The 19,135-nt window shown below is 60.5% G+C and carries 18 protein-coding genes; 14 read left to right on the forward strand and 4 right to left on the reverse strand.

Annotation, left to right across the window (positions count from 1 at the left end):
- The first annotated feature begins 11 nt into the window (after positions 1–11).
- From VAR608DRAFT_RS01945 to VAR608DRAFT_RS01960, 4 genes are all read left to right on the forward strand, one after another.
- Complete coding sequence (locus tag VAR608DRAFT_RS01945) at positions 12–941, forward strand: 3-keto-5-aminohexanoate cleavage protein (protein ID WP_088952533.1); 930 nt, start codon at positions 12–14, stop codon at positions 939–941.
- Between the two features lie 40 nt (positions 942–981).
- Positions 982–2,679 carry a class I adenylate-forming enzyme family protein gene (locus VAR608DRAFT_RS01950; RefSeq protein WP_088952534.1) on the forward strand — a complete coding sequence of 566 codons (1,698 nt, stop codon included), beginning with the start codon at positions 982–984 and terminating at the stop codon, positions 2,677–2,679.
- A gap of 64 nt (positions 2,680–2,743) precedes the next feature.
- The gene (locus VAR608DRAFT_RS01955) at positions 2,744–3,196 is read left to right on the forward strand and encodes a MaoC family dehydratase (protein ID WP_088952535.1); all 453 of its coding nucleotides are present in this window, start codon (positions 2,744–2,746) and stop codon (positions 3,194–3,196) included.
- Positions 3,193–4,134, forward strand: a complete 942-nt coding sequence (locus VAR608DRAFT_RS01960; protein ID WP_088952536.1) for an HpcH/HpaI aldolase/citrate lyase family protein — start codon at positions 3,193–3,195, stop codon at positions 4,132–4,134. Before VAR608DRAFT_RS01955 ends, VAR608DRAFT_RS01960 begins: the two co-directional genes overlap by 4 nt.
- On the opposite strand, the gene VAR608DRAFT_RS01965 is transcribed toward VAR608DRAFT_RS01960, so the two are convergent.
- The gene (locus VAR608DRAFT_RS01965) at positions 4,127–4,840 is read right to left on the reverse strand and encodes a glutamine amidotransferase (protein ID WP_231973130.1); all 714 of its coding nucleotides are present in this window, start codon (positions 4,838–4,840) and stop codon (positions 4,127–4,129) included. The genes VAR608DRAFT_RS01960 and VAR608DRAFT_RS01965 overlap by 8 nt on opposite strands.
- Before the next feature lie 142 nt (positions 4,841–4,982).
- On the opposite strand from VAR608DRAFT_RS01965, the gene VAR608DRAFT_RS01970 reads away from it, so the two are divergent.
- Positions 4,983–5,858 (forward strand): LysR family transcriptional regulator, encoded by an 876-nt coding sequence (locus VAR608DRAFT_RS01970; RefSeq protein ID WP_088952538.1) that lies wholly within the window; start codon positions 4,983–4,985, stop codon positions 5,856–5,858.
- Between the two features lie 216 nt (positions 5,859–6,074).
- The gene (locus tag VAR608DRAFT_RS01975; RefSeq protein WP_088952539.1) at positions 6,075–6,767 is read left to right on the forward strand and encodes an aspartate/glutamate racemase family protein; all 693 of its coding nucleotides are present in this window, start codon (positions 6,075–6,077) and stop codon (positions 6,765–6,767) included.
- A gap of 280 nt (positions 6,768–7,047) precedes the next feature.
- On the opposite strand, the gene VAR608DRAFT_RS01980 is transcribed toward VAR608DRAFT_RS01975, so the two are convergent.
- Together VAR608DRAFT_RS01980 and VAR608DRAFT_RS36660 are read right to left on the reverse strand one after the other, a co-directional pair.
- Positions 7,048–7,416, reverse strand: a complete 369-nt coding sequence (locus VAR608DRAFT_RS01980; RefSeq protein ID WP_088952540.1) for an enoyl-CoA hydratase/isomerase family protein — start codon at positions 7,414–7,416, stop codon at positions 7,048–7,050.
- A gap of 2 nt (positions 7,417–7,418) precedes the next feature.
- A complete protein-coding gene (locus VAR608DRAFT_RS36660) occupies positions 7,419–7,646 on the reverse strand; it encodes a hypothetical protein (protein WP_157730563.1) in 228 nt (75 codons plus the stop codon).
- Between the two features lie 316 nt (positions 7,647–7,962).
- On the opposite strand from VAR608DRAFT_RS36660, the gene VAR608DRAFT_RS01985 reads away from it, so the two are divergent.
- Genes VAR608DRAFT_RS01985 through VAR608DRAFT_RS02020 form a run of 8 tightly spaced genes read left to right on the forward strand, consistent with a single transcriptional unit; the run spans position 7,963 to position 17,439 of the window.
- Positions 7,963–9,483: a M81 family metallopeptidase gene (locus VAR608DRAFT_RS01985; RefSeq protein WP_088952541.1), complete on the forward strand. Its 1,521-nt coding sequence runs from the start codon at positions 7,963–7,965 to the stop codon at positions 9,481–9,483.
- Positions 9,484–9,543: 60 nt separating this feature from the next.
- Complete coding sequence (locus tag VAR608DRAFT_RS01990; RefSeq protein ID WP_088952542.1) at positions 9,544–10,335, forward strand: class II aldolase/adducin family protein; 792 nt, start codon at positions 9,544–9,546, stop codon at positions 10,333–10,335.
- 46 nt (positions 10,336–10,381) lie between these two features.
- Positions 10,382–11,953, forward strand: a complete 1,572-nt coding sequence (locus tag VAR608DRAFT_RS01995) for an ABC transporter substrate-binding protein (RefSeq protein ID WP_088952543.1) — start codon at positions 10,382–10,384, stop codon at positions 11,951–11,953.
- Positions 11,954–11,990: 37 nt separating this feature from the next.
- Positions 11,991–12,962: an ABC transporter permease gene (locus VAR608DRAFT_RS02000; protein ID WP_088952544.1), complete on the forward strand. Its 972-nt coding sequence runs from the start codon at positions 11,991–11,993 to the stop codon at positions 12,960–12,962.
- 43 nt (positions 12,963–13,005) lie between these two features.
- Positions 13,006–13,848: an ABC transporter permease gene (locus VAR608DRAFT_RS02005; protein WP_088952545.1), complete on the forward strand. Its 843-nt coding sequence runs from the start codon at positions 13,006–13,008 to the stop codon at positions 13,846–13,848.
- Between the two features lie 29 nt (positions 13,849–13,877).
- Positions 13,878–15,518: an ABC transporter ATP-binding protein gene (locus VAR608DRAFT_RS02010; protein ID WP_088952546.1), complete on the forward strand. Its 1,641-nt coding sequence runs from the start codon at positions 13,878–13,880 to the stop codon at positions 15,516–15,518.
- On the forward strand, positions 15,515–16,483 hold the full coding sequence (locus tag VAR608DRAFT_RS02015) for a 2-hydroxyacid dehydrogenase (protein WP_088952547.1): 969 nt from the start codon (positions 15,515–15,517) through the stop codon (positions 16,481–16,483). The genes VAR608DRAFT_RS02010 and VAR608DRAFT_RS02015 overlap by 4 nt, the downstream gene beginning before the upstream one ends.
- Positions 16,484–16,512: 29 nt before the next feature.
- Entirely contained in the window at positions 16,513–17,439 is a 927-nt protein-coding gene (locus tag VAR608DRAFT_RS02020; RefSeq protein WP_088952548.1) for a helix-turn-helix domain-containing protein, read from the forward strand.
- A 385-nt stretch (positions 17,440–17,824) separates the two neighbouring features.
- Here the strand turns inward: VAR608DRAFT_RS02020 and doeA are convergent, their stop codons facing one another.
- The gene (doeA, locus tag VAR608DRAFT_RS02025) at positions 17,825–19,039 is read right to left on the reverse strand and encodes an ectoine hydrolase DoeA (protein ID WP_088952549.1); all 1,215 of its coding nucleotides are present in this window, start codon (positions 19,037–19,039) and stop codon (positions 17,825–17,827) included.
- Between the last annotated feature and the right edge of the window lie 96 nt (positions 19,040–19,135).

Consider the following 19,135-nt stretch of genomic DNA (forward strand, 5'->3'; position numbering starts at 1 on the left):
CGAGGAATCACATGTCTTCCCAAAAAGTCATCATTACGTGCGCGGTCACGGGTTCGATCCACACGCCGTCGATGTCGCCCTATCTGCCGGTGACGGCTGAAGAGATCGCGCAGGCAGCCATCGGCGCCGCAGAGGCGGGAGCGGCCATCGTGCACTTGCATGCTCGCAACCCCCAGGACGGTCGGCCCGACCAATCGCCCGAGGCCTTCGAGCCGTTCCTGCGTGAAATCAAGCGGCGTAGTGACGTGGTCGTGAATCTGACCACCGGCGGGTCTCCGTTCATGAGCGTGCAGGAGCGGGTGCTTCCGGCCGCCGTATGGAAGCCCGAGGTGGCCAGCCTGAACATGGGGTCCATGAACTTCGGCTTGTTCCCCATGCTCAAGCGCTTCCAGACTTTCAAGCATGACTGGGAGCCTCAGATGCTGGAGAACTCGCGCGACCTGGTATTTCGCAATTCCTATAAGGATATCGAGTATGCATTGCGTACCCTCAACGAGACCGGTGCGCGCTACGAGTTCGAGTGCTACGACACCAGCCATCTCTACAACCTGCATTACTTCTGGAAGGAAGGGCTGGTGAAGGCTCCGCTGTTCATTCAGACCGTGTTCGGTCTGTTGGGTGGAATCGGAGCCCACCCAGAGGACGTGGCGCACATGAAGCGCACGGCCGACCGGCTGTTCGGCGACAACTACCGCTGGTCCATCCTTGGCGCGGGGCGCAGCCAGATGCCGCTTGTGGCGACGGCGGCTGCGCAGGGCGGCCACGTGCGGGTGGGCTTGGAGGACTCGCTGTGGGGCGGCAAGGGTCGTCTGGCCGAATCGAACGCGCAGCAGGTGCGTCAGGCGCGCGCGATTGTCGAAGGGCTGGGGCTCGAGGTAGCAACGCCGGACGAGGCACGCGAGATCCTCCAACTGAAGGGGCGCGCCAAGGTCGCGTTCTGAACGAAATCAAGAGTCCCGATCGAGGAATGGAGATAGCGGTATGGACATGATGTTCGACACCGAGCGCCTGTACGGGCGCAGAGCTGAGCGGCGCTGGGACAGGGTCTGCGTAGGCGACATCACCGAGCGCATGACCTGGAGCCGGCCCGACGAAGTGGCTTTCATCGGGTGGGAGGGTGCCTATTCGGCTCCCCAGTTCGCCAGCTTGACATGGCGGCAGGCGGACCAGCTCGCAAACCGTGTGGCCAACATGCTTCGCGAGCACGGACTGCAGCGTGGCGACCGGCTCATGATGGCCTGCGAGAACTCGGTCGAGGCCTACGTCACCAAGCTCGGGGCCGCGAAAATCGGCGTTGTACCGGCTGCACTGAACCCTGCCTTTGCGGTGGACGTGGTGCGCTACCTGGTCGAGCGTTTGAAGCCGTCGTTCGTGATCGCGGACGCGAGCACGCGCCCTGAGGTGGTGCGCGCGCTCAGCGATGGCGGGGCGCCGGTCAACGTGACGATCTGCATCGAGGGAGAAGTGATACCGGGGAGCGCCGACTTTGCTGAGGAGGTCGAGCGACACAGCGGCGAGGAGCCCGTTGCGACGGTGCACGGTGATGACATCTGGGAGCTGTTGTTCACCTCTGGAACCACCTCGATGCCCAAGGCCGTGATGCTCTCGCATACCTATGCGTATCTCGCCTCGCACGGGATGGCATTGACCTTTACCCGGGGCGTGGAGATCGAATCCCGGGTTTGCCTAGTCTCATTCTTGCCCATCATCTACCACATTGGCGACCAGATCTTGTCGATGCCAGCCTTGGTAGCGGGCGGGAAACTGGTCATCGGGCGCAGGGCGAACGCAAAGGCGGTCGCCGATGCAGTCGTGAAGCATGGGGCGACTGCTGTCTGGGGCGGCGCGCCGCAGTCAATCAAGCAGATCAGCTACGCGTTGGAAGCGCTGGCCCCTCGGGATAAGACGCTGTCAGTGATGGTCTACGGCTGGGGGGCGGTGGAGCCCGAAGTCCTGCGTCGTCTGGAAGCTTGGAGTCGGCCTGGCTTTCAACTCGCAGGAATCTTCGGGCAGACGGAAGCTATTGCCTGCCATCGCTTCTGGCCATCGAGCCAGCGGGAACTGTTCGAAGCTGCCGGGAGTGCCAGGAACTATGTAGGAGTACCGAGCCCGTTGCTGGCATCGACGATCATCGGCGATGCAGGGAGCGACTTGTTGTCCGCTGGACGGTCGAATGAAGCCGGCGAAGCCGTGTATCGCTCGCCAGTGATGATGGCGGGCTACTACAGAGACCAGGACGCCACAGCACGTGCGTTTGAAGGAGGCTGGTTCCATTCGGGAGACAGTTGCCTGGCAACGGAAGACGGTACGCGGGTCATGATCGACCGCTACAAGGACATCATTAAGTCCGGCGGGGAGAATGTGTCCAGCATGCGCGTCGAAGCGCGCCTGCATGCGCATCCCGGCGTGCTCAAGGCGGCCGTCGTGGGGTTGGCGCACGTGCACTGGGATGAGGCGGTGACGGCATTCGTGGTGAGAGCGAAGCCCGAGGTCGAAGAGCATGAACTGCTCGACTGGGCGCGCGCCGGATTGGCTGGATTTGAGACGCCCAAGAAGATCGTTTTTGTGGATGCGTTGCCTGAGACTGTAGGCGGCAAGGTCATGAAGCATCGGCTGCGTGCCGCCTGGGCGAGCCTTTACCGAGATGCCGGCTCGGCGACCGGCGCGCCAGCCCTCTGAGGGGGCGGCATGAACCGCTAGATCACTGGCGATGCATCCGAACACAAATCAGAAGGAGATTGATATGGCAGGACTTTGGTACGAAGAGTTTGCGGTGGGGCGCGTGTTTGAACACGAGATTCGCCGCACTGTGACCGAGGCCGACAACATGTGGTTTTGCAACGCTACGTACAACCCGGCGGCAATCCACATTGACGCGGAATATTGCAAGGACACGGAGTTCGGCCGTCCGCTGGTCAACAGCATCTTTACCCTGGGACTGGTAATTGGCCTATCTGTCCAGGAGACGACCCTGGGTACGACAGTGGCCAATCTGGGCATGACCGATGTGCGATTCCCTGCGCCAGTATTTGCCGGAGATACGCTGCGCTCGGCAACAACGGTGGCTGATGTGCGCGACAGCAAGTCTCGGCCCAACGCTGGCATTGTCACTTTCGTGCACCAGGGCTTCAACCAGCGCGGGCAGGAGATCGCAACCTGCAAGCGTCAGGCGTTGATGCTGCGGAGGCCTAAATGAGGTTGCGCTCCATGCTCTTCGTGCCGGCCGACAGTCCGCGCAAGCTTGCCAAGGCATGCGACAGCCGAGCCGATGCGTTGATCCTGGATCTGGAAGACTCTGTGGCACCGCCGAACAAGGCTGCCGCGCGTGAAGCGGCTGCGCAATTCTTGAAGGGGCGAGGGGCAGGCCTCGCCGTGCAGCGCTTTGTACGCATCAATCCCCTTGATTCCGAATTGTCTTTGAAGGATCTGGCCGCCGTGGTGGTGCCAGGGCTGGATGGAATCATGCTTCCCAAGATCGATGGGGCGCAGGATGTCCGGCGTCTGGCGTTGTACCTGGATGCGCTGGAGGTGCGTGCAGGCATCGAGCCAGGGCACATACGAATCGTGCCGGTGGCGACCGAAACTCCCCGTGCGATGTTGGGTATGGGGAGCTTCGAACCAGGCATCCCGCGGATGGTCGGCGTGACCTGGGGCGCGGAAGACCTGTCCGCAGCAGTGGGTGCGATCACCAACCGCGAAGCTGACGGTGCCTATTCGCCGCTGTATGTTTTCGCCAACTCGCTGTGCCTATGCGCGGCGGCTGCGGCGGAGGTGGATGCAATCGATACGCTACACGCCGACTTCCGAGACCGGGAGGGTCTTGTTGCCGCCTGTGCGGTGGCACGTCGGCGAGGCTTCCGAGGCAAGATCGCCATCCACCCCGATCAGGTCGACATCATCAACGGCGCATTTACTCCATCCGCAGAGGAGACAGAGCATGCACGACGTATCGTGCAAGCCTTCGACGCCGAGCCTGGCCTGGGGGCCTTGAGCATCGACGGAGTAATGGTGGATTTACCCCACCTGAAGCAGGCCAGGCGAACGCTGGGCCTACAGGGTCCGGGGGGGCATAGCGGGCAAGAACGGGGCACCGATCGCATTCGTATGCTTGACGCGGCGCGCGCGCTCAACTGAGCACCATTTCCGCGAAGCGCGTGAGCAGCCGGGATGCCTCGGGGGTTTCGTCCACCGCGGCGAGCATGGCATCGAGATCTTTGCCTTCCTGCTGCAAGGCTGCAGCTCGCCTGCGGATGCACGCGGCAGAGATGTCTGGCGTGAACTCGGGGTGGAACTGTGTCGATATTGCCCGAGGGCCATATCGCACAATTTGATGAGGGTCGTGATCGGAGACAGCCAGCGCACGCGCGCCGGGTGGAAGCTCAATGACCGACTGCTGATGGGTTAGGTGCGCCTTGAAGTGTGCGGGCCAGAATTTGAGCAACGGGTCGTCCTGCGCAGTGGGCAATAGCTGTATCGTCTTACATCCAAGTTCGCGTCCGCCAGGGTGATAGTCCACATGACCACCGAGGGCGTAGGAGATGAGTTGGTGTCCATAACAGACACCCAGCAGCGGTGAGTCGATCGCCATGGCGTCCCTGATCCACTGTGCTGCGCGTTCGCTCCAGGGGAGCCGGTCGGTCACCATGGCCCAAGAGCCCGTGATGATGGCGAGACGCGTTGCATCGGGCTCCGGTAGAGGATCTCCATCGAAAACGCGCACTACCTGCACCGAGTCGATCGACGTTCCGAGTGCGTGGCAGAACCAAGCTGGCAGATCACCGAAAGGCATGCGAATTTCGTCCGGTGGCGTACCTGCCTGGATGATGAGCAGTGGGGGCAAGGGCAAGATCGATCCCAAGATAGCGACAGGTGGGTAAAAAGGCACCCACAATGAACAGCGCCGCGGAGCGCGGCGAAGCAATGAAGTGTAGTCAGGTCGATACGCCTGAACAAATGAATTTCGAAGATGGATAATTCTCAAAATGAGAAACCTTGACCTCGATTCCCTGCAGATATTCAAGGCGGTGGTCGACTCCGGCGGCGTCACCAAGGCCGCGGCGCAACTCAATCGAGTTCAGTCCAACATCACCACCAGGGTGCGAAACTTGGAAGATCGCTTAGGGGTTAAGCTTCTCGAGCGGCAGGGGGCCAAGATGGCCGTGACAGCCGAAGGCCGGCTGCTGCTTGGCTATGCAGAGAGGCTGTTGAGACTCGCCTGCGAAGCGGAATCCAGCATGCGCAGCAAGACACCGCGCGGTACGTTGCGCATCGGGGCACTGGAAAGCACTGCTGCGGCACGTCTTCCTCCGCTGCTTTCGAATTTCCATGAGCGCTACCCGGACGTGCAGATCGAGCTCATCACCGGTACCTCCAGCTCCCTGATCAGCCGTGTGCAGCGCTTTGATGTGGAAGCAGCCTTCGTTTCTGAACCCTTTCATGCTGCCGATCTGGATACGCAGGTGGCTTTCCCGGAAGAGCTGATGCTCATCGCGCCCAGGGGAGCCGGGAGCATTCAGGTCCCCGAGCAGTTGCAGGGCTGCACCGTGGTCGCGTTTTCGACCGGGTGTTCTTACCGCCGAATCCTTGAAGACTGGCTGGCCGCCTCAGGTATCGTGCCCAGCCGGGTGTTGGAACTTGCGTCCTACCATGCCATCGTTGCGTGCGTGGCAGCAGGATCGGGGATTGCCATCATGCCGCGTACGGTCTTGCAAGCTGTGCGTGCAGAAAGCCTGGTGCAGGCGCTGCCGCTGCCAGCAAGGCTGGCCAGGGTGCGTACGCACCTTGTGTGGCGGCGGGGCCATCAGTCAGTGACGGTGGACGCCCTGCGTAAGGAGCTGCGAACCAAGCAAACCCGGTGAACCGCGCGCTCCAAGCCCCCGCTGCGTCCCCTCGGCTTCGATGCATGCGGCCTTGAGATGCCCGACCTGCCCTTTGGTCTGAAGCCATCTCTTCTCAAAATGAGAATTCCGTATCTCCAGAATTCATTATCTGTGATGAGGAAAAGATCCTACACTGGGTCTTCAGAAAGCGCTCGCCCTTAGAGCTAGATCCACAGAAAGCAGGAACTCCGCCCCATGACCAAGATCGGCTTGATTGGAGGAATCGGCCCCGAATCCACCATCGCCTACTACCGCCAGATCGTGAATGGCGTGCAAAGTGAGTTGGGGCCGAAGGTTTTCCCGAGGTTGTCGATCGAGACACTGAATCCCTTCCAGGTCTTCTCCTTCTGCAAGGAAGAGCGGTATGAAGATCTCGCGGCCTACGTTCTTGAGGCGATCGACAACCTGGCGTCCAGCGGGGCCAAATTTGCGGCGCTTACCGGCAACACGCCGAACATTGTCTATGACAAGCTGCAAGCGAGGTCACGCATTCCACTGATCAGCGCAATCTCCGCGACAGTTGAGGCGGCTCAAGCGCGCGGTGTGACGAAGGTCGGACTTTTGGGTACCGTTTTCACCATGACGAACAGCTTCTTCAAACGTCCATTCGAAGATGCAGGAATTGAAGTCGTGGTCCCTGAAGCGGAACAGATCGCATACATCCAGACAAAGATCGAAACTGAACTGGAGCACGGCATCGTCAAGGACGAGACCCGGAGCCGCTTCATCGAGATCATCGAGCAGATGAAGGCGAAAGGTGGGATCCAACAGATCATCCTCGGATGCACGGAGCTTCCATTGCTCCTGGATGATGGCGCAAGCCCCGTGCCTTGCTTGGACACGATGCAGATTCACGTCGCTGCCTTGGTCAAGACGATTGCTGATTGAGCGTCCGATGCAACTGCTGACCCTGTCGGGCGTGGTGCCAATACTCGACAAGTCGGTGGCGTGATGGAACGGCATTCGAGAAGGGAGATGCCGCTGCTTCGTGCGCTCGCAAGTCAGGCCGCTCTGCAAACGACGTTTTGGACTGGATCCCTCGACTGGGCCAGACGCGGTCCTTCTCCCACCGTTGCTGGCTGCAGTGGCGCCAGCCGCGCGTAGAAGACCACGTCGAGCCGGCACAAACGCCCTACAGCGAGCAGCGTCGCGCGCATACTGTTTGGCATCAGCGAAACGGCCTCAGGCTGTTACAGCACCGCTTCGAACGTGGGAAGCAATCTGGTAGATGCGGGGAGCCAGAACGCCTTGGGCAGGCGTCAAGCACACCGCAATCTCGCGCGGCTGGATGGCGGCCGTCGAGCGTGCTGCCCGCCACATCCGGAGAGATGTCCGGGCTGAGTTCGGCCCCTGCGCAGAAGTAGCGGCCCGTGGCGCTGATCAGCAGCACGCGCATGGCGCGCTGCGCGGCGAACGCGGCCACCGCGCCCTCCAGTGCCTCAAGCACTTCGTCGCTGATCGCGTTGAGCTTTTGGGGCCGATCGGGCGTGATCTCCGTCAGCGGCGCGTGGCCTTCGATTCGAAGGATTCCTGTCATGCTCATTCCTCGGTGGATTCGGGCGGGGTCGAACCAGACGGCGCGGCACTGCGCCGGCGTAATTCCGGTGCACGCTGGATGCCCTGGATGCCCTGGATGCCCTGGATGCCGGACGTGACGAGACCCTGCAGCAGTTCGCCGGATGCGTGCAGCCCTGAGCCCGAGGCCAACGGTCCTTGCGAGCTCGCAAGCGGGTGATGGGCGGGGCTGTTCTCGAGTCCGGACCCCATCTTCTCAGGGAAAGAAGCTTTTGGCTGGACTTCGCCACGTGTCACGCTGTGCCAGGCTGATTACCCCGACACCTCCGATCGCCCGCACGAACTTGGTGCTAAACGGTACCTAGTGGGGCAAAAAAGCTCCAAAGATCAATCACTTATGAGCTGCAGCCCTGCAATGGCCAGGCATAGGGTTTGCTTGGATGCGTACAAACCTAATTATCCGGTTCAATATGGTGAATTGTCGAGAACCCCAATCTGGCCAACCTTCAGACCGCTGCTCGCCGAGGGGTTCCTCCGCGGCCTGAAACCGATTGCTGACATGAAACGATTGAAGATCCTGGTCGCGCGCCTGAACCACGAGACCAATACCTTTTCTCCGGTCCCTACACCGCTGGAGGCCTTTGGTCCCGATGGCCCAAGCTACGACGTCGAGGCCTATCGCGAGAACAAGGGAATGCGTACCGCCATGTCCGCCTTCATCGACCTGGCAGAGGAGATCGGAGCAGAACTAGTCACGCCGGTCTCGGCGACGGCGAACCCGAGTGGACCCGTCGACGAGATCGCCTACCGGGCGCTTTGCGAACGAATCCTGAGTGCCGCTCGAGGGTGCGATGCGGTCTTGCTGGACTTGCACGGCGCAATGGTGGCCCGGAGCTGCAGCGATGGGGAAGGCTACTTGCTCAAGAGGCTCAGGGCTGCGATTCCAGGGGTGCCGGTCGGCGTCGCACTGGACCTGCATGCCAACATGACCGAGGACATGGTCGCAAACGCAGATGTGATCGTGGGCTTCAAGACGTATCCGCACATCGACATGTACGAAACGGGCGTGCATGCTGGTCGACTGCTCTTGAATCTGTTGTCTGGCAAGAGCAAGCCTGCGATGGCTTGGCGGCGAATACCGCTGCTGTCGCACTCGCTGCGCAGCGCGACATTCATCGGTCCGATGAAAAAGGCGGTCGAAGCGGCGTGCGCGGAGGAGGCGGCGGGCTCCTTGGGCGTCTCCGTGTTTGCAGGCTTTGCGCTTGCCGACATCGAAGCGCCCTGCGTTAGCGTCGTCGTGGTCGATGCATCGTCGAAAGCGCAGGCTCAGCAGACTGCCGACCGGATCGCGCGTCAAATCTGGGCCGATCGCAACGAATTCTTCTACAGCAGCGAGCCGCTATCCGATTCGGTCGCGCGCGCAAAACAACTGTCCGAGGGAAAGACCAAGCCTGTTCTCCTCTTGGACCATGGCGACAACTGCACCTCGGGAGGAACGTGCGACACGATGGATGTCCTTGAGGAGGCAATTCGCCAAGGACTAGACGGCATCGGCGTTGGACCGATCTGCGATCCGGAGGCTGTTGCCCAGCTCATCTACGCCGGCGAAGGAGCGCTCGTCACGCTTGATCTTGGCAACAAGACCTCGCTCGATGTCATCAACCGCAGGAAGCCTCCGATGCGGGTCACGGGAAAGGTCGTTCGGATCAGCGACGGCTACTACACCGTGACCGGGCCGACCTACTCCGGTCAACGCATGGCCCTTGGGCGAACCGTATTGCTTGACATAGGTCCGGCAGAGATCGTGATCTCAGAGCGCACGCACGAGCCTTGGGATATCGGCATCTTCACTTGCGTCGGCCTGAAGGCTGAAGAGAAGCGATTCTTGCTCCTGAAGTCACGCATGTATGCCCGCCCGGTCTTTGAGCCACTGGCGGCAGCGCTTGTCGAGTGCGACAGCCACGGCGTTACGAGTTCGGACTTTGGTCTCTTCAAGTTCAAGAACTTGTCGCGTCCAGTCGTTCCTCTCGATCCGGCGGAGAAGTGCAAGGTCGAATTCATCTCTCAACCCGCGGCAGCACCCGTTTAGCCCGCCTCACAAGCAAGTTCAAACCATCAACCTCATTGCTCATCAGTAAAGGAGTTCCCCATGGCAGTTCATCCGCTCAATCGTGAGTCCAAGCCCATGTCGGAGGCAGAACGAAAAGTACGCATCGACCTCGCGGCCGCTTATCGGCTTGTGGCCGACTTTGGAATGGATGACGGCATTTACACCCACATCTCGGCACGGGTTCCTGGAACGCAGGATCAGTTTCTAATCAACCCGTTCGGGATGCTGTTCAAGGACATCACTGCTTCGTCCCTGGTGAAGATAGATATCGACGGGAACACCCTCGAAGAGACGCCGTATGAAGTGAACCCGGCGGGATTCATCATCCACAGCGCAGTCCACTCTGCACGTCACGATGCGGCATGCGTGCTGCACACGCACACCGTCGCGGGGGTTGCAGTTTCATCCTTGGAGAATGGCCTGGAGCCATGCAACCAATGGGCGCTGCAGTTCTACCACCGCGTCGCGTACCACGAGTTCGAAGGCCTGGCGCTCGACCCGGCAGAAAAAGAGCGCTTGGTGGCAGACCTCGGTTCGAGCAAGCAAATACTCATCCTGCGCAACCATGGCTTGTTGACCCTCGGGCGAACTGTCTCCGAAGCGTTCATCCACATGAAGAACCTCGACCGTGCCTGTCGAGTGCAGATGGCGATTCAAGCCAGCGGGCGCCCAGTGCACGAGGTGCCCGCGGAAATCTGCGAGCGCACCGCGCGGCAGTATGAAGAGTGGGACTCGGCGCAGAGCAGCAGTGTGGAACAGCAGTACAGCCGCGAGTGGAACTCGCTGCTCAAGCGCATTGAGCCAGCCGCCTCAAGCTCGTTTCGCGACTGACACGGCAGTCAACCGATATTCATCGATTCCGTACCAGGAGCACACCATGAAGCGCCGTGATTTCATTCAACTGGGCTCAGCTAGCGCCGCAGGTCTCACCTTTGCGGGGATCCCGATGTCTGTGTTCGCACAGGGGATGAAGGGCGGTGTGCTGAATTCCGCCATCCAGCCAGAGCCGCCCAGCCTGAACGTCGGAACCCATCAAAACGTTCCGACGATGCTTGTAGGTGGCAACATCTTCGAGGGGTTGCTGCGCTACGACGAGAAGCTGCAGCCGATCCCCTGCCTGGCAACTTCGTGGACGGTAAGCCCTGACGGACTGACCTACATTTTCAAGCTGAAACCCAATGTCAAGTGGCACGACGGAAAGCCGTTCACTGCCGATGACGTTGTGTTCTCTGCCGACGTTTTCGACCGGAAGGGGCACTCTCGTGCCCGCGGAAACCTTGCGATGGTCCAAAGCATCCGGACGATCGATCCGCTGACCGTCGAATTCAAACTGAAGACCACGTTCGGTGCCTTCCTTGGCATCTTTGCCGGCAACGCGTTGCCGATCGTGCCCAAGCATGTTTTCGACGGCGCGACGGACTTTGTCAAGCATCCGGGCTACGCCAACTACGTGGGCACGGGACCGTTCAAATTCAAGGAGTGGGTCAAGGGTTCCTACATCCACCTCGTGCGCTTTGACGACTACCACGAGAAGGACCTGCCGCTTCTGGACGCGATCTATTTCCATGTCATTCCTGACGCGGCCGCCCGGGCGAACGCATTCGAAAGCGGGAAGCTGGATGTTCTGCCGGGTGGATCTGTCGAGAACTTCGACGTGGCGCGGCTCGCCAAGCTTCCTGGCGTTGCTGTCACGCAGAAGGGTTGGGAACTGTTTTCGCCGATCTCGCACATCGTGGTTAACAATCGCAAGGCGCCGATGGACAGCATCAAGTTCCGGCAGGCGCTGAACCTGGCGATCGACCGGGAGGCCATGCGAAAAGTGGCGTGGTACGGGTTCGCCGATGTCGCAAATGGACCGTTCAACAGCCGCCTCAAGTTCTGGAACGCCGACCTTCCGAAGCTCGCCCGGGACAAGGAGCAAGCCAAGAAGCTGCTCGCAGAATCCGGCTACAAGGGAGAGACGCTGCGTCTCATGCCGTTGCCCTACGGTGAGACCTGGCAGCGTCTCGCTGAGATTGCGCGTCAGAATCTGGCCGACGTGAGCGTCAAGACGGAGCTCGTCCCAACCGATGTTGCCGCTTGGAACTCGAAGATGAACGAATGGGATTTCGACCTCGCGTTCACTTACATCTACGGTCACGGTGACCCTGCTCTGGGTATTACGCGTAACTACACCACGCCGAACATCGCGAAGGGGTCACCGTTCAACAACGCTGAGGGATACAGCAACCCGAAGGTCGACGAGCTGTTTGACCGCGGCGCCGCCGAAATGGATCCTGAAAAGCGCCGTGTCATCTACTGGGAGGTCCAGAAACTGCTCGTCGCGGAGATGCCGGTGCTGTGGCTGCATGAGCTGAATTTCCCGACCGTCTACCGCACGAAGGTCAACAACCTGGTCAACTCGGGCGCGGGGATGCACGACAGCCTTACACGCACCTGGATGGCGTGAGACGAGACAGCTGTGAAACCGTTCAAGGAAGACTGACATGAGACGGACGCAGTTCATGGTGACGCGCTTGGTGCAGGGGATCTTCGCGATCCTCTTGATCGCGACGGTCAACTTCATGCTCGTGCGCGCGGCGCCGGGCGACCCGGTCTCCGTGCTTGCAGGGGAGTCTGCCAACGCAGACCCGGCCTTTGCCGCCCAGTTGCGCCAGCAATTGGGCCTCGACAAGCCGGTGCCGGTGCAGCTCGGCATCTATCTGAGGAACTTGGTGAAGCTGGACCTGGGTTTCTCCTATCGGCAGAACCAGCCGGTGCTCGCGCTCATCGCCGAACGCTTGCCAGCGACGCTGCTGTTGACGGGGACCGCCTTCGTTCTGTCGCTGCTCATCGGCATCTCGTTGGGGGCCATGTCCGCCAAACGAGTTGGCACATGGGTGGATAGCGCGGTGACCTTCGTCGCGCTCGTATTCTATGCAACGCCACTGTATTGGCTTGCACTGATGGCGGTGTTGCTCTTCTCCGTGCATTTGGGCTGGCTGCCGGGCTTTGGATTTAGCAGCGTTGGCGCCGATCTCACCGGATTGACGTATGCGTGGGACGTGGCAAGGCACCTGTGCCTTCCGGCTCTCACGCTCGCGCTGTTCTACATGGCTGTCTATGCACGCATGACTCGCGCGTCGATGCTGGAAGTTTCTCAGATGGACTTCGTCAAGACTGCACGCGCGAAGGGAGTGCATCCTGGTCGAGTCCAAAGGGCTCACATCCTGCGCAACGCTCTGTTGCCCGTGGTGACGCTGGCAGGCATTCAAGCCGGCGGCATGATCGGCGGCGCGGTGTTGACCGAGACGGTATTCGCCTGGCCAGGAATTGGTCGACTGATGTTCGACTCGTTGCTGCAGCGGGACTACTCGCTGTTGCTAGGCACTTTCCTGGTAACGACGGCGATGGCGGTCGTATTCAACCTCGTCACGGACTTTGTCTACACCATCGTAGACCCGCGCATCGAGATATGAAGTCGAAACGAGGCCGCAAGGCAGGCCGCAAGAGAGTGAAAAGATGAAAGATCCTTTCGTGAGGCGCTTCTGCCGTAACAAGGGCGCCGTCGTGGGCTTGATCGTTCTGATCGCCGTGGCAGTGATTGCCCTGGTTGGTCCGTACTTTGTTGCCAATGATCCATTCAGCATGGTCGATGTGCCGTTCCTGCATCCTGGTGCGCAGGACGGTTTCCTGCTGGGGACAGACACCCTGGGCCGAGACGTGTTGGCCGGCGTCATCTACGGCAGCCGCGTCTCGCTGCTCATCGGCGTCGTGTCGACTGTTGCATCGCTCCTGATCGGAGTCACACTTGGCGCAATCGCAGGCTACTTCGGCGGTTGGATCGACTCGGGGCTCATGCGCTTTACCGAGATCTTTCAGGCCGTCCCCAGCTTCGCTCTCGCCATCGTCCTGGTTGCGATATTTCAGCCATCGGTGTACTCCATCGTCGCCGCCATTGCGATCGTGTCGTGGCCTCCTGTGGCTCGCCTTGTTCGAAGCGAGTTCCTGACCCTGCGACAACGCGACTTCGTCCAGGCGGCCGAGCTCGCTGGGGAATCCACCGCGCGAATCATCCTGACGCAGATACTGCCCAATGCGATGTCGCCCATCATCGTCATGGCCTCCCTGATGGTTGCCACGGCGATTCTCTTGGAATCTGGCCTGAGCTTTCTCGGCTTGGGCGATCCGAACCAGATGAGTTGGGGCTACATGGTCGGTGCCGCTCGGACAGTCCTTGTCCAGGCTTGGTGGATGGCCCTGTTTCCCGGCTTGGCCATCGTTCTGACCGTGTTGGCATTGAACCTTGTTGGCGAAGGGCTCAACGACGGCCTCAACACACGCTTGAACGGGAGAGGACGTTGATTCACCCATCCAACGCAAATGCCACGAACGTGAAGCAACCTGTTCTTGACGTTACCGACCTCCAGATCTGCCTTCCGGCAGGAGCGGACCGAACCCTTGCCGTTGACGGCGTATCGCTATCAGTGATGCCCGGGCGGACACTATGCGTCGTGGGCGAATCGGGCTCCGGAAAGTCCATGATCGCCAATTCGGTCATGGGACTGTTGCCCAAGCCCCACGTACGGCCCGTGGCGGGAAGGATCATGTTCGAAGACGTGGATCTTCTGAGCGTGTCCGAGGAGCAGATGCGCGAACTTCGTGGGCGCCGCATCGGGATGATTTTCCAAGAGCCAATGACCGCGCTCAATCCGGTCATGCGGATCGGAGATCAGATTGGCGAAGTGATTGACGCACACGCGAAGGTCCCAGCCGACGTGAAGCGTGAGCGAATCCTTGCCGCGCTGGCAGACGTCGGGTTGCCCGACCCCGAGCTCCTGATCGATTCCTATCCGTTCCGGTTGTCAGGCGGACAGCGGCAGCGGGTCATGATTGCCTGCGCGCTGATTCTCGAGCCCGTCCTGCTGATCGCGGATGAGCCCACGACGGCGCTCGATGTGACGACGCAGGCGCAGATCCTGAAGCTGATCCGGGAACTGCAGGAGCGTCGAGGAACTGCCGTGCTTTTCATTACGCACGACTTTGGTGTGGTCTCGGAAATCGCGGATCATGTTGTCGTGATGCAGACGGGCAAGCTGGTGGAAGCCGGCCCCGCATCCAGGGTCCTGAAGAGCCCCCAGCATCCGTACACACGCAAGCTCATCGACTGCATTCCGACCGGGCACGAGCGTCGCTTGGCAAGTGCGAAGGAGGTGACCAGTGTTCTTTGCGTCCAAGACTTGTGCAAGACCTATGTGGCGCCTGGCACGCTGTTCAAGCGCGGGCGTTCGGTTCAAGCCGCCAAAGACATCAGCTTCGAGCTCATGCGGGGCGAAACCCTTGGAGTGGTGGGCGAGTCCGGGTCCGGAAAGTCGAGCCTCGGTCGCTGTCTGGTCGGACTGCAACCGTTCGACAGGGGTCGGATCATCTTCAAAGGCAAGAACCTCCCATCGGGGCGCGGATTCCGGGCGGGAACTGCCGGCAGGATTCAAATGGTATTTCAGGATCCCTATGCATCACTGAATCCTCGACACACGATCGGGGCTGCAATTGCCGGAGGACCTATCGCCCAAGGTGTCAGCAAGACTGAAGCGATGAAGCGAACCCACGAACTCCTCCAACTTGTTGGGCTGAGTGTCGATGCGGCCGATCGGTATCCCCATGAGTTCTCGGGTGGGCAGCGCCAGCGTGTTGGAATTGCGCGCGCGCTTGCGATGCAGCCCGAGCTCCTTGTCGCGGATGAACCGGTCTCTGCATTGGATGTCTCGGTGCAGGCTCAGGTACTGAAGCTTTTCGAGCAGGTTCGCGAGCAGTTCAAGTTGAGCATGGTGTTCATCACTCACGATCTGCGTGTGGCGGGCCAGATGTGTGACTACATCGCGGTGATGCAGCATGGCGTGGTGGTCGAGTACGGGCGGACGGAGCAGATCCTTGGCAGCCCGCAGCATCCGTATACGCAGAAGCTGATCGAAGCCGTGCCGCGTCTGGCCTCTGATTCGATGCTCGCGGATAACCCCATGGAGGTCGCAGCGTGACCAGCGACCTCCCCAAGCCTCCCTGCATCGCCTTGCTCGGAACGAGTCCGACGCTGGATCTTGACGCCTTCATCGGTGATCAGTTTCGCGCCCTGAGCCCGGGCATTGACCTGAGATTTCCGCAGGACCTGGGTTGTTTGGAGGACATCGAGGCCGCGCTGTGCTGGTTCCCTCCGCACGGGGTGCTCAAGAAGCTGCCAAATCTTCGCTTGATTCAATCGCTGTCAGCAGGGATTGATCACATCACGGCCGATGCCGATCTGCCCCGAACTATTCCGGTGTGCAGGATCGTCGACACGACCGTTGAGGAGGGCATGGCCAGTTACGTGACCTGGGCAGTGATTCAGCACCACCGCGGCATGCGCGTCTACCAAGCCAATGCGGCCGAGGCCGTCTGGAAGCAACAACCCACCGTGTGGCCGCGGGACCACCGGGTGGGTATCGCGGGCCTGGGCGTGCTCGGCCTTGCGTGCGCACGTGCCCTTTCGAGCGTCGGCTATCCGGTCAGCGGATGGAACTCACGACCGAAAGCGGACCTTCCGCCGTACGTCCGGGCTTTCCATGGAGAGGAGCAGCTGGGCGATTTCCTGGCCGAGTGTTCGAGCTTGATCTGCCTGCTGCCGTTGACCGATCAGACCAGAGGATTCCTGGGAGCGAAGGTGTTCTCCCAATTGCCTCGAGGCGCGCATCTCGTCAACGTGGCCAGGGGCGCGCACCTCGTTGAATCGGACCTGCTTGCCGCGCTTGAAGGCGGCCAGCTTTCAGGTGCAACGCTGGACGCTTTCAGCCAGGAGCCCTTGCCGAAGGATCATCCTTTCTGGGCGGATCCGCGCATTGTGGTCACGCCGCATATCGCTGCGCACACTGATCCCAGGATCATCGCCCAGCAGACACTCGAGAACCTGGCATTGATCCTGCAGGGCCAAAGACCGCCGACCTGCGCTGATTTGGGGCAAGGCTACTGAGGGGCGTTTTGAGGAAGGAGCTGAGCGCCATGGAAGTCGAAAGCAGATGGGTCCACTACGCCGACTTCTGCCGAGCGTCTCCGTATGCGGTATTCCCGCAGGAGCACCGCTACTCGGAAGGCCGCTTGGCGTTTCACATGATGACGATCGATCAGGCAGATCATGACTTCGTGGATCCAAGCGTTCCCGAAACGGTCATCGCCTTGCCTATCGAGGTCGCTTCGGGAAGTACGTGGAGCTGGGACATGGGCAAGGGATGGCACCGGGAGTCGGCAAGGCCTGGCAGGATGCTCGCCCTGCCAGAAGAGACCGAAAGCCGCTGGGAGGTGAAGGGCAAGCGCAAGCTTCTGCTCCTGGCCGTGCCCAGGCGGACCGTTCAGCGCATTCTGAGCGCAGATTCGGCGACGAACGTTGAGGAGGCCTTTCGCCCACTGTCGCTCGAGTCCTGGGAGGATCCGCTGGCACAGGGCCTGATGCTTCGAATTTGGGAGGCGCTGGCGGGGAGCCATCGGATCGATCAGCTTCTGGTTGATGGCGCCTTGATGACGATCATCGCTCATCTGGTGCAGCGAGCCGGCGGCGCCCAACCGGCAGAAAGGTCGGTGGCGTTGCCATCGTGGCGACTCAAGCGAGTGTGCGAGTACGTCGATGCGCACCTGAGCGAGGATCTGGATGTCGAGACCCTTGCCGAACTCGCGGGCCTGAGCGTCAGACATTTCTCACGGGCCTTCACCAGGCAGCTTGGTCAGACGCCTCATCGCTGGCTGATGTCTCGACGTACCGAGCGAGCACTCGAGTTGCTGGCGGACGAGCACATGAGCCTGGCCCACGTGGCTGACAGTTGCGGCTTCGCAAATCAGAGCCACCTGACCAAGGTTCTCAAGCAGGAAACCGGATATACGCCCAAGCGCTTGCGCCATCTGCCTCCAGAGCGTTCAGGCGCGGTTTCGCACTAGGCGGTCTGGGCAATAGCGGGTACGGCTACGAGGGTGGCACCGAAGGCATCTTGGCATTCATGCAACTGAGGCTTGTCTCTCAAACGGCGTGACGGCTTAGACTAGTCCGGCTTCAGAGTTCTGCGCGCGAGATCGCGACTGCTGGTCAGTAGATCGAGATCAGTGACAAGCCAGCCTGCACCCACTTCAGGATGCGATTGTTTTGCTCCTTCGAAGCAGTCGCCGTGCCTCGAGAAGTCGGGCTGGCGTGGCCATCGCACTGCGCTTATCGGCCGCTCCTGAGAGCCGCGGCGCAAGAGCGCGGATCACCTGGACGGCTGTTAGAGTGCCGTGCTGTCTCACCCGCGCTTTTCGACCGTAGGTCGGGCGCGGGGGGCGAACTCGGTCAGCTCTTGACGAAGAGCTTGCGTGGGACGTGACTTAGACACTCCACGCCATCGTCCGTGATCAGGATGCTTTCTGTGATTTCCAGCCCCCAGTCATCGAACCACAGTCCGGGCATGAAGTGGAAGGACATGCCGGACTCAAGGACCGTGAGGTCCCCGACTCGCAGACTCATAGTTCGCTCGCCCCAGTCGGGCGGGTAGCTCATCCCGATCGGGTACCCAACACGCCCACCCTTCTTGATGCCATGCTTGCGCATGGAGGCGAAGAAGGCTTCAGCGATGTCTTGACAGCAGTTTCCGGGTTTGGCCATCAACAAGCCTGCCTCAATTCCTTCAATAACGGCCTGTTCCGCGTGCAGGAACTTGGCAGGTGGCTCACCTAGATAGACAGTCCTGGACACCGGACAGTGATAGCGGCGGTACACGCCAGCAACCTCAAAGAACGTGCCAGCGCCCAGTTGGAACGTCGAGTCATCCCAAGTTAGGTGTGGCGTCGCAGCTTCGATGCCAGTCGGCACGATGGGCACGATTGACGGGTAGTCCCCGCCGAAGGTATCCACCCCACGGATAGCCGTTGCATAGATGTTGGCCACGAGCTCGTTCTTTCGCAGGCCCGGACGGATTTCATCGACGATCTGCTCATAAATCTTTTCGAGAATGCGGCCACCTATGCGCATGTACTCGATTTCGCGCTTCGACTTGACAGCGCGCTGCCAGTTGACAAGATTCGTGGCATCGATCCAAGTGCTTGTCGGGAGTAGCTTCTGCATCGTGTGCAGCGTCGCAGCGGTGAAATAGAAGCTGTCCATCTCTACCCCAACCGCGAGGCCTTCCCAACCACGAGCCATGATGACCTCTCGGGAAAAGTGCTCCATGGGGTGCAGGTCGCGCTGGACGTACTCCTCAGGGTATCCCGTGACGCAATCGTCGTCCATGAAGACGGTAGCTCGCGCGCCGTTCATGTCCGATCCACGTCCGTACCAAATGGGATCGCCACGCAACGGAACGGCTACGAACTGGTGGTTGTAGAACGAGTAGCCGTCGTAGCCACATACCCACGCAATGTTCGAAGGATCGGCAACGAGCAGAAGCTCGATGCCCTTGGCCAACATCGCGGAGCGCACCTTCTCGACGCGTGCAACGTACTCCTCGCGATCGAAATACGAACGCAGCTTCGGAAAAGAGTTCAGCTTTGACGATTGAATCATCTTCATCGTTACCTAGATTGTGGTCTGTGCGCGTACAACGTGACGCATCCCTCGGCTGATTGTGCTTGCAAAGACATGTTCGATCTTGTCTGCGTCTGCCAT

It is taken from the genome of Variovorax sp. HW608, from assembly GCF_900090195.1.
In the GTDB taxonomy this organism is placed as follows: Bacteria; Pseudomonadota; Gammaproteobacteria; order Burkholderiales; family Burkholderiaceae_C; genus Variovorax.

What these genes read in the sequence shown, in the direction of transcription:
- VAR608DRAFT_RS36660 (WP_157730563.1), bottom strand. Translation starts at nt 7,646, where the DNA reads ATGGGGTCCGGACTCGAGAACAGCCCCGCCCATCACCCGCTTGCGAGC.
- VAR608DRAFT_RS01975 (WP_088952539.1), top strand. Translation starts at nt 6,075, where the DNA reads ATGACCAAGATCGGCTTGATTGGAGGAATCGGCCCCGAATCCACCATC.
- VAR608DRAFT_RS01960 (WP_088952536.1), top strand. Translation starts at nt 3,193, where the DNA reads ATGAGGTTGCGCTCCATGCTCTTCGTGCCGGCCGACAGTCCGCGCAAG.
- VAR608DRAFT_RS01955 (WP_088952535.1), top strand. Translation starts at nt 2,744, where the DNA reads ATGGCAGGACTTTGGTACGAAGAGTTTGCGGTGGGGCGCGTGTTTGAA.
- VAR608DRAFT_RS01970 (WP_088952538.1), top strand. Translation starts at nt 4,983, where the DNA reads ATGAGAAACCTTGACCTCGATTCCCTGCAGATATTCAAGGCGGTGGTC.
- VAR608DRAFT_RS01945 (WP_088952533.1), top strand. Translation starts at nt 12, where the DNA reads ATGTCTTCCCAAAAAGTCATCATTACGTGCGCGGTCACGGGTTCGATC.
- VAR608DRAFT_RS01990 (WP_088952542.1), top strand. Translation starts at nt 9,544, where the DNA reads ATGGCAGTTCATCCGCTCAATCGTGAGTCCAAGCCCATGTCGGAGGCA.
- VAR608DRAFT_RS02020 (WP_088952548.1), top strand. Translation starts at nt 16,513, where the DNA reads ATGGAAGTCGAAAGCAGATGGGTCCACTACGCCGACTTCTGCCGAGCG.
- VAR608DRAFT_RS02000 (WP_088952544.1), top strand. Translation starts at nt 11,991, where the DNA reads ATGAGACGGACGCAGTTCATGGTGACGCGCTTGGTGCAGGGGATCTTC.
- VAR608DRAFT_RS01995 (WP_088952543.1), top strand. Translation starts at nt 10,382, where the DNA reads ATGAAGCGCCGTGATTTCATTCAACTGGGCTCAGCTAGCGCCGCAGGT.
- VAR608DRAFT_RS01980 (WP_088952540.1), bottom strand. Translation starts at nt 7,416, where the DNA reads ATGACAGGAATCCTTCGAATCGAAGGCCACGCGCCGCTGACGGAGATC.
- VAR608DRAFT_RS02005 (WP_088952545.1), top strand. Translation starts at nt 13,006, where the DNA reads ATGAAAGATCCTTTCGTGAGGCGCTTCTGCCGTAACAAGGGCGCCGTC.
- VAR608DRAFT_RS01950 (WP_088952534.1), top strand. Translation starts at nt 982, where the DNA reads ATGGACATGATGTTCGACACCGAGCGCCTGTACGGGCGCAGAGCTGAG.
- doeA (WP_088952549.1), bottom strand. Translation starts at nt 19,039, where the DNA reads ATGAAGATGATTCAATCGTCAAAGCTGAACTCTTTTCCGAAGCTGCGT.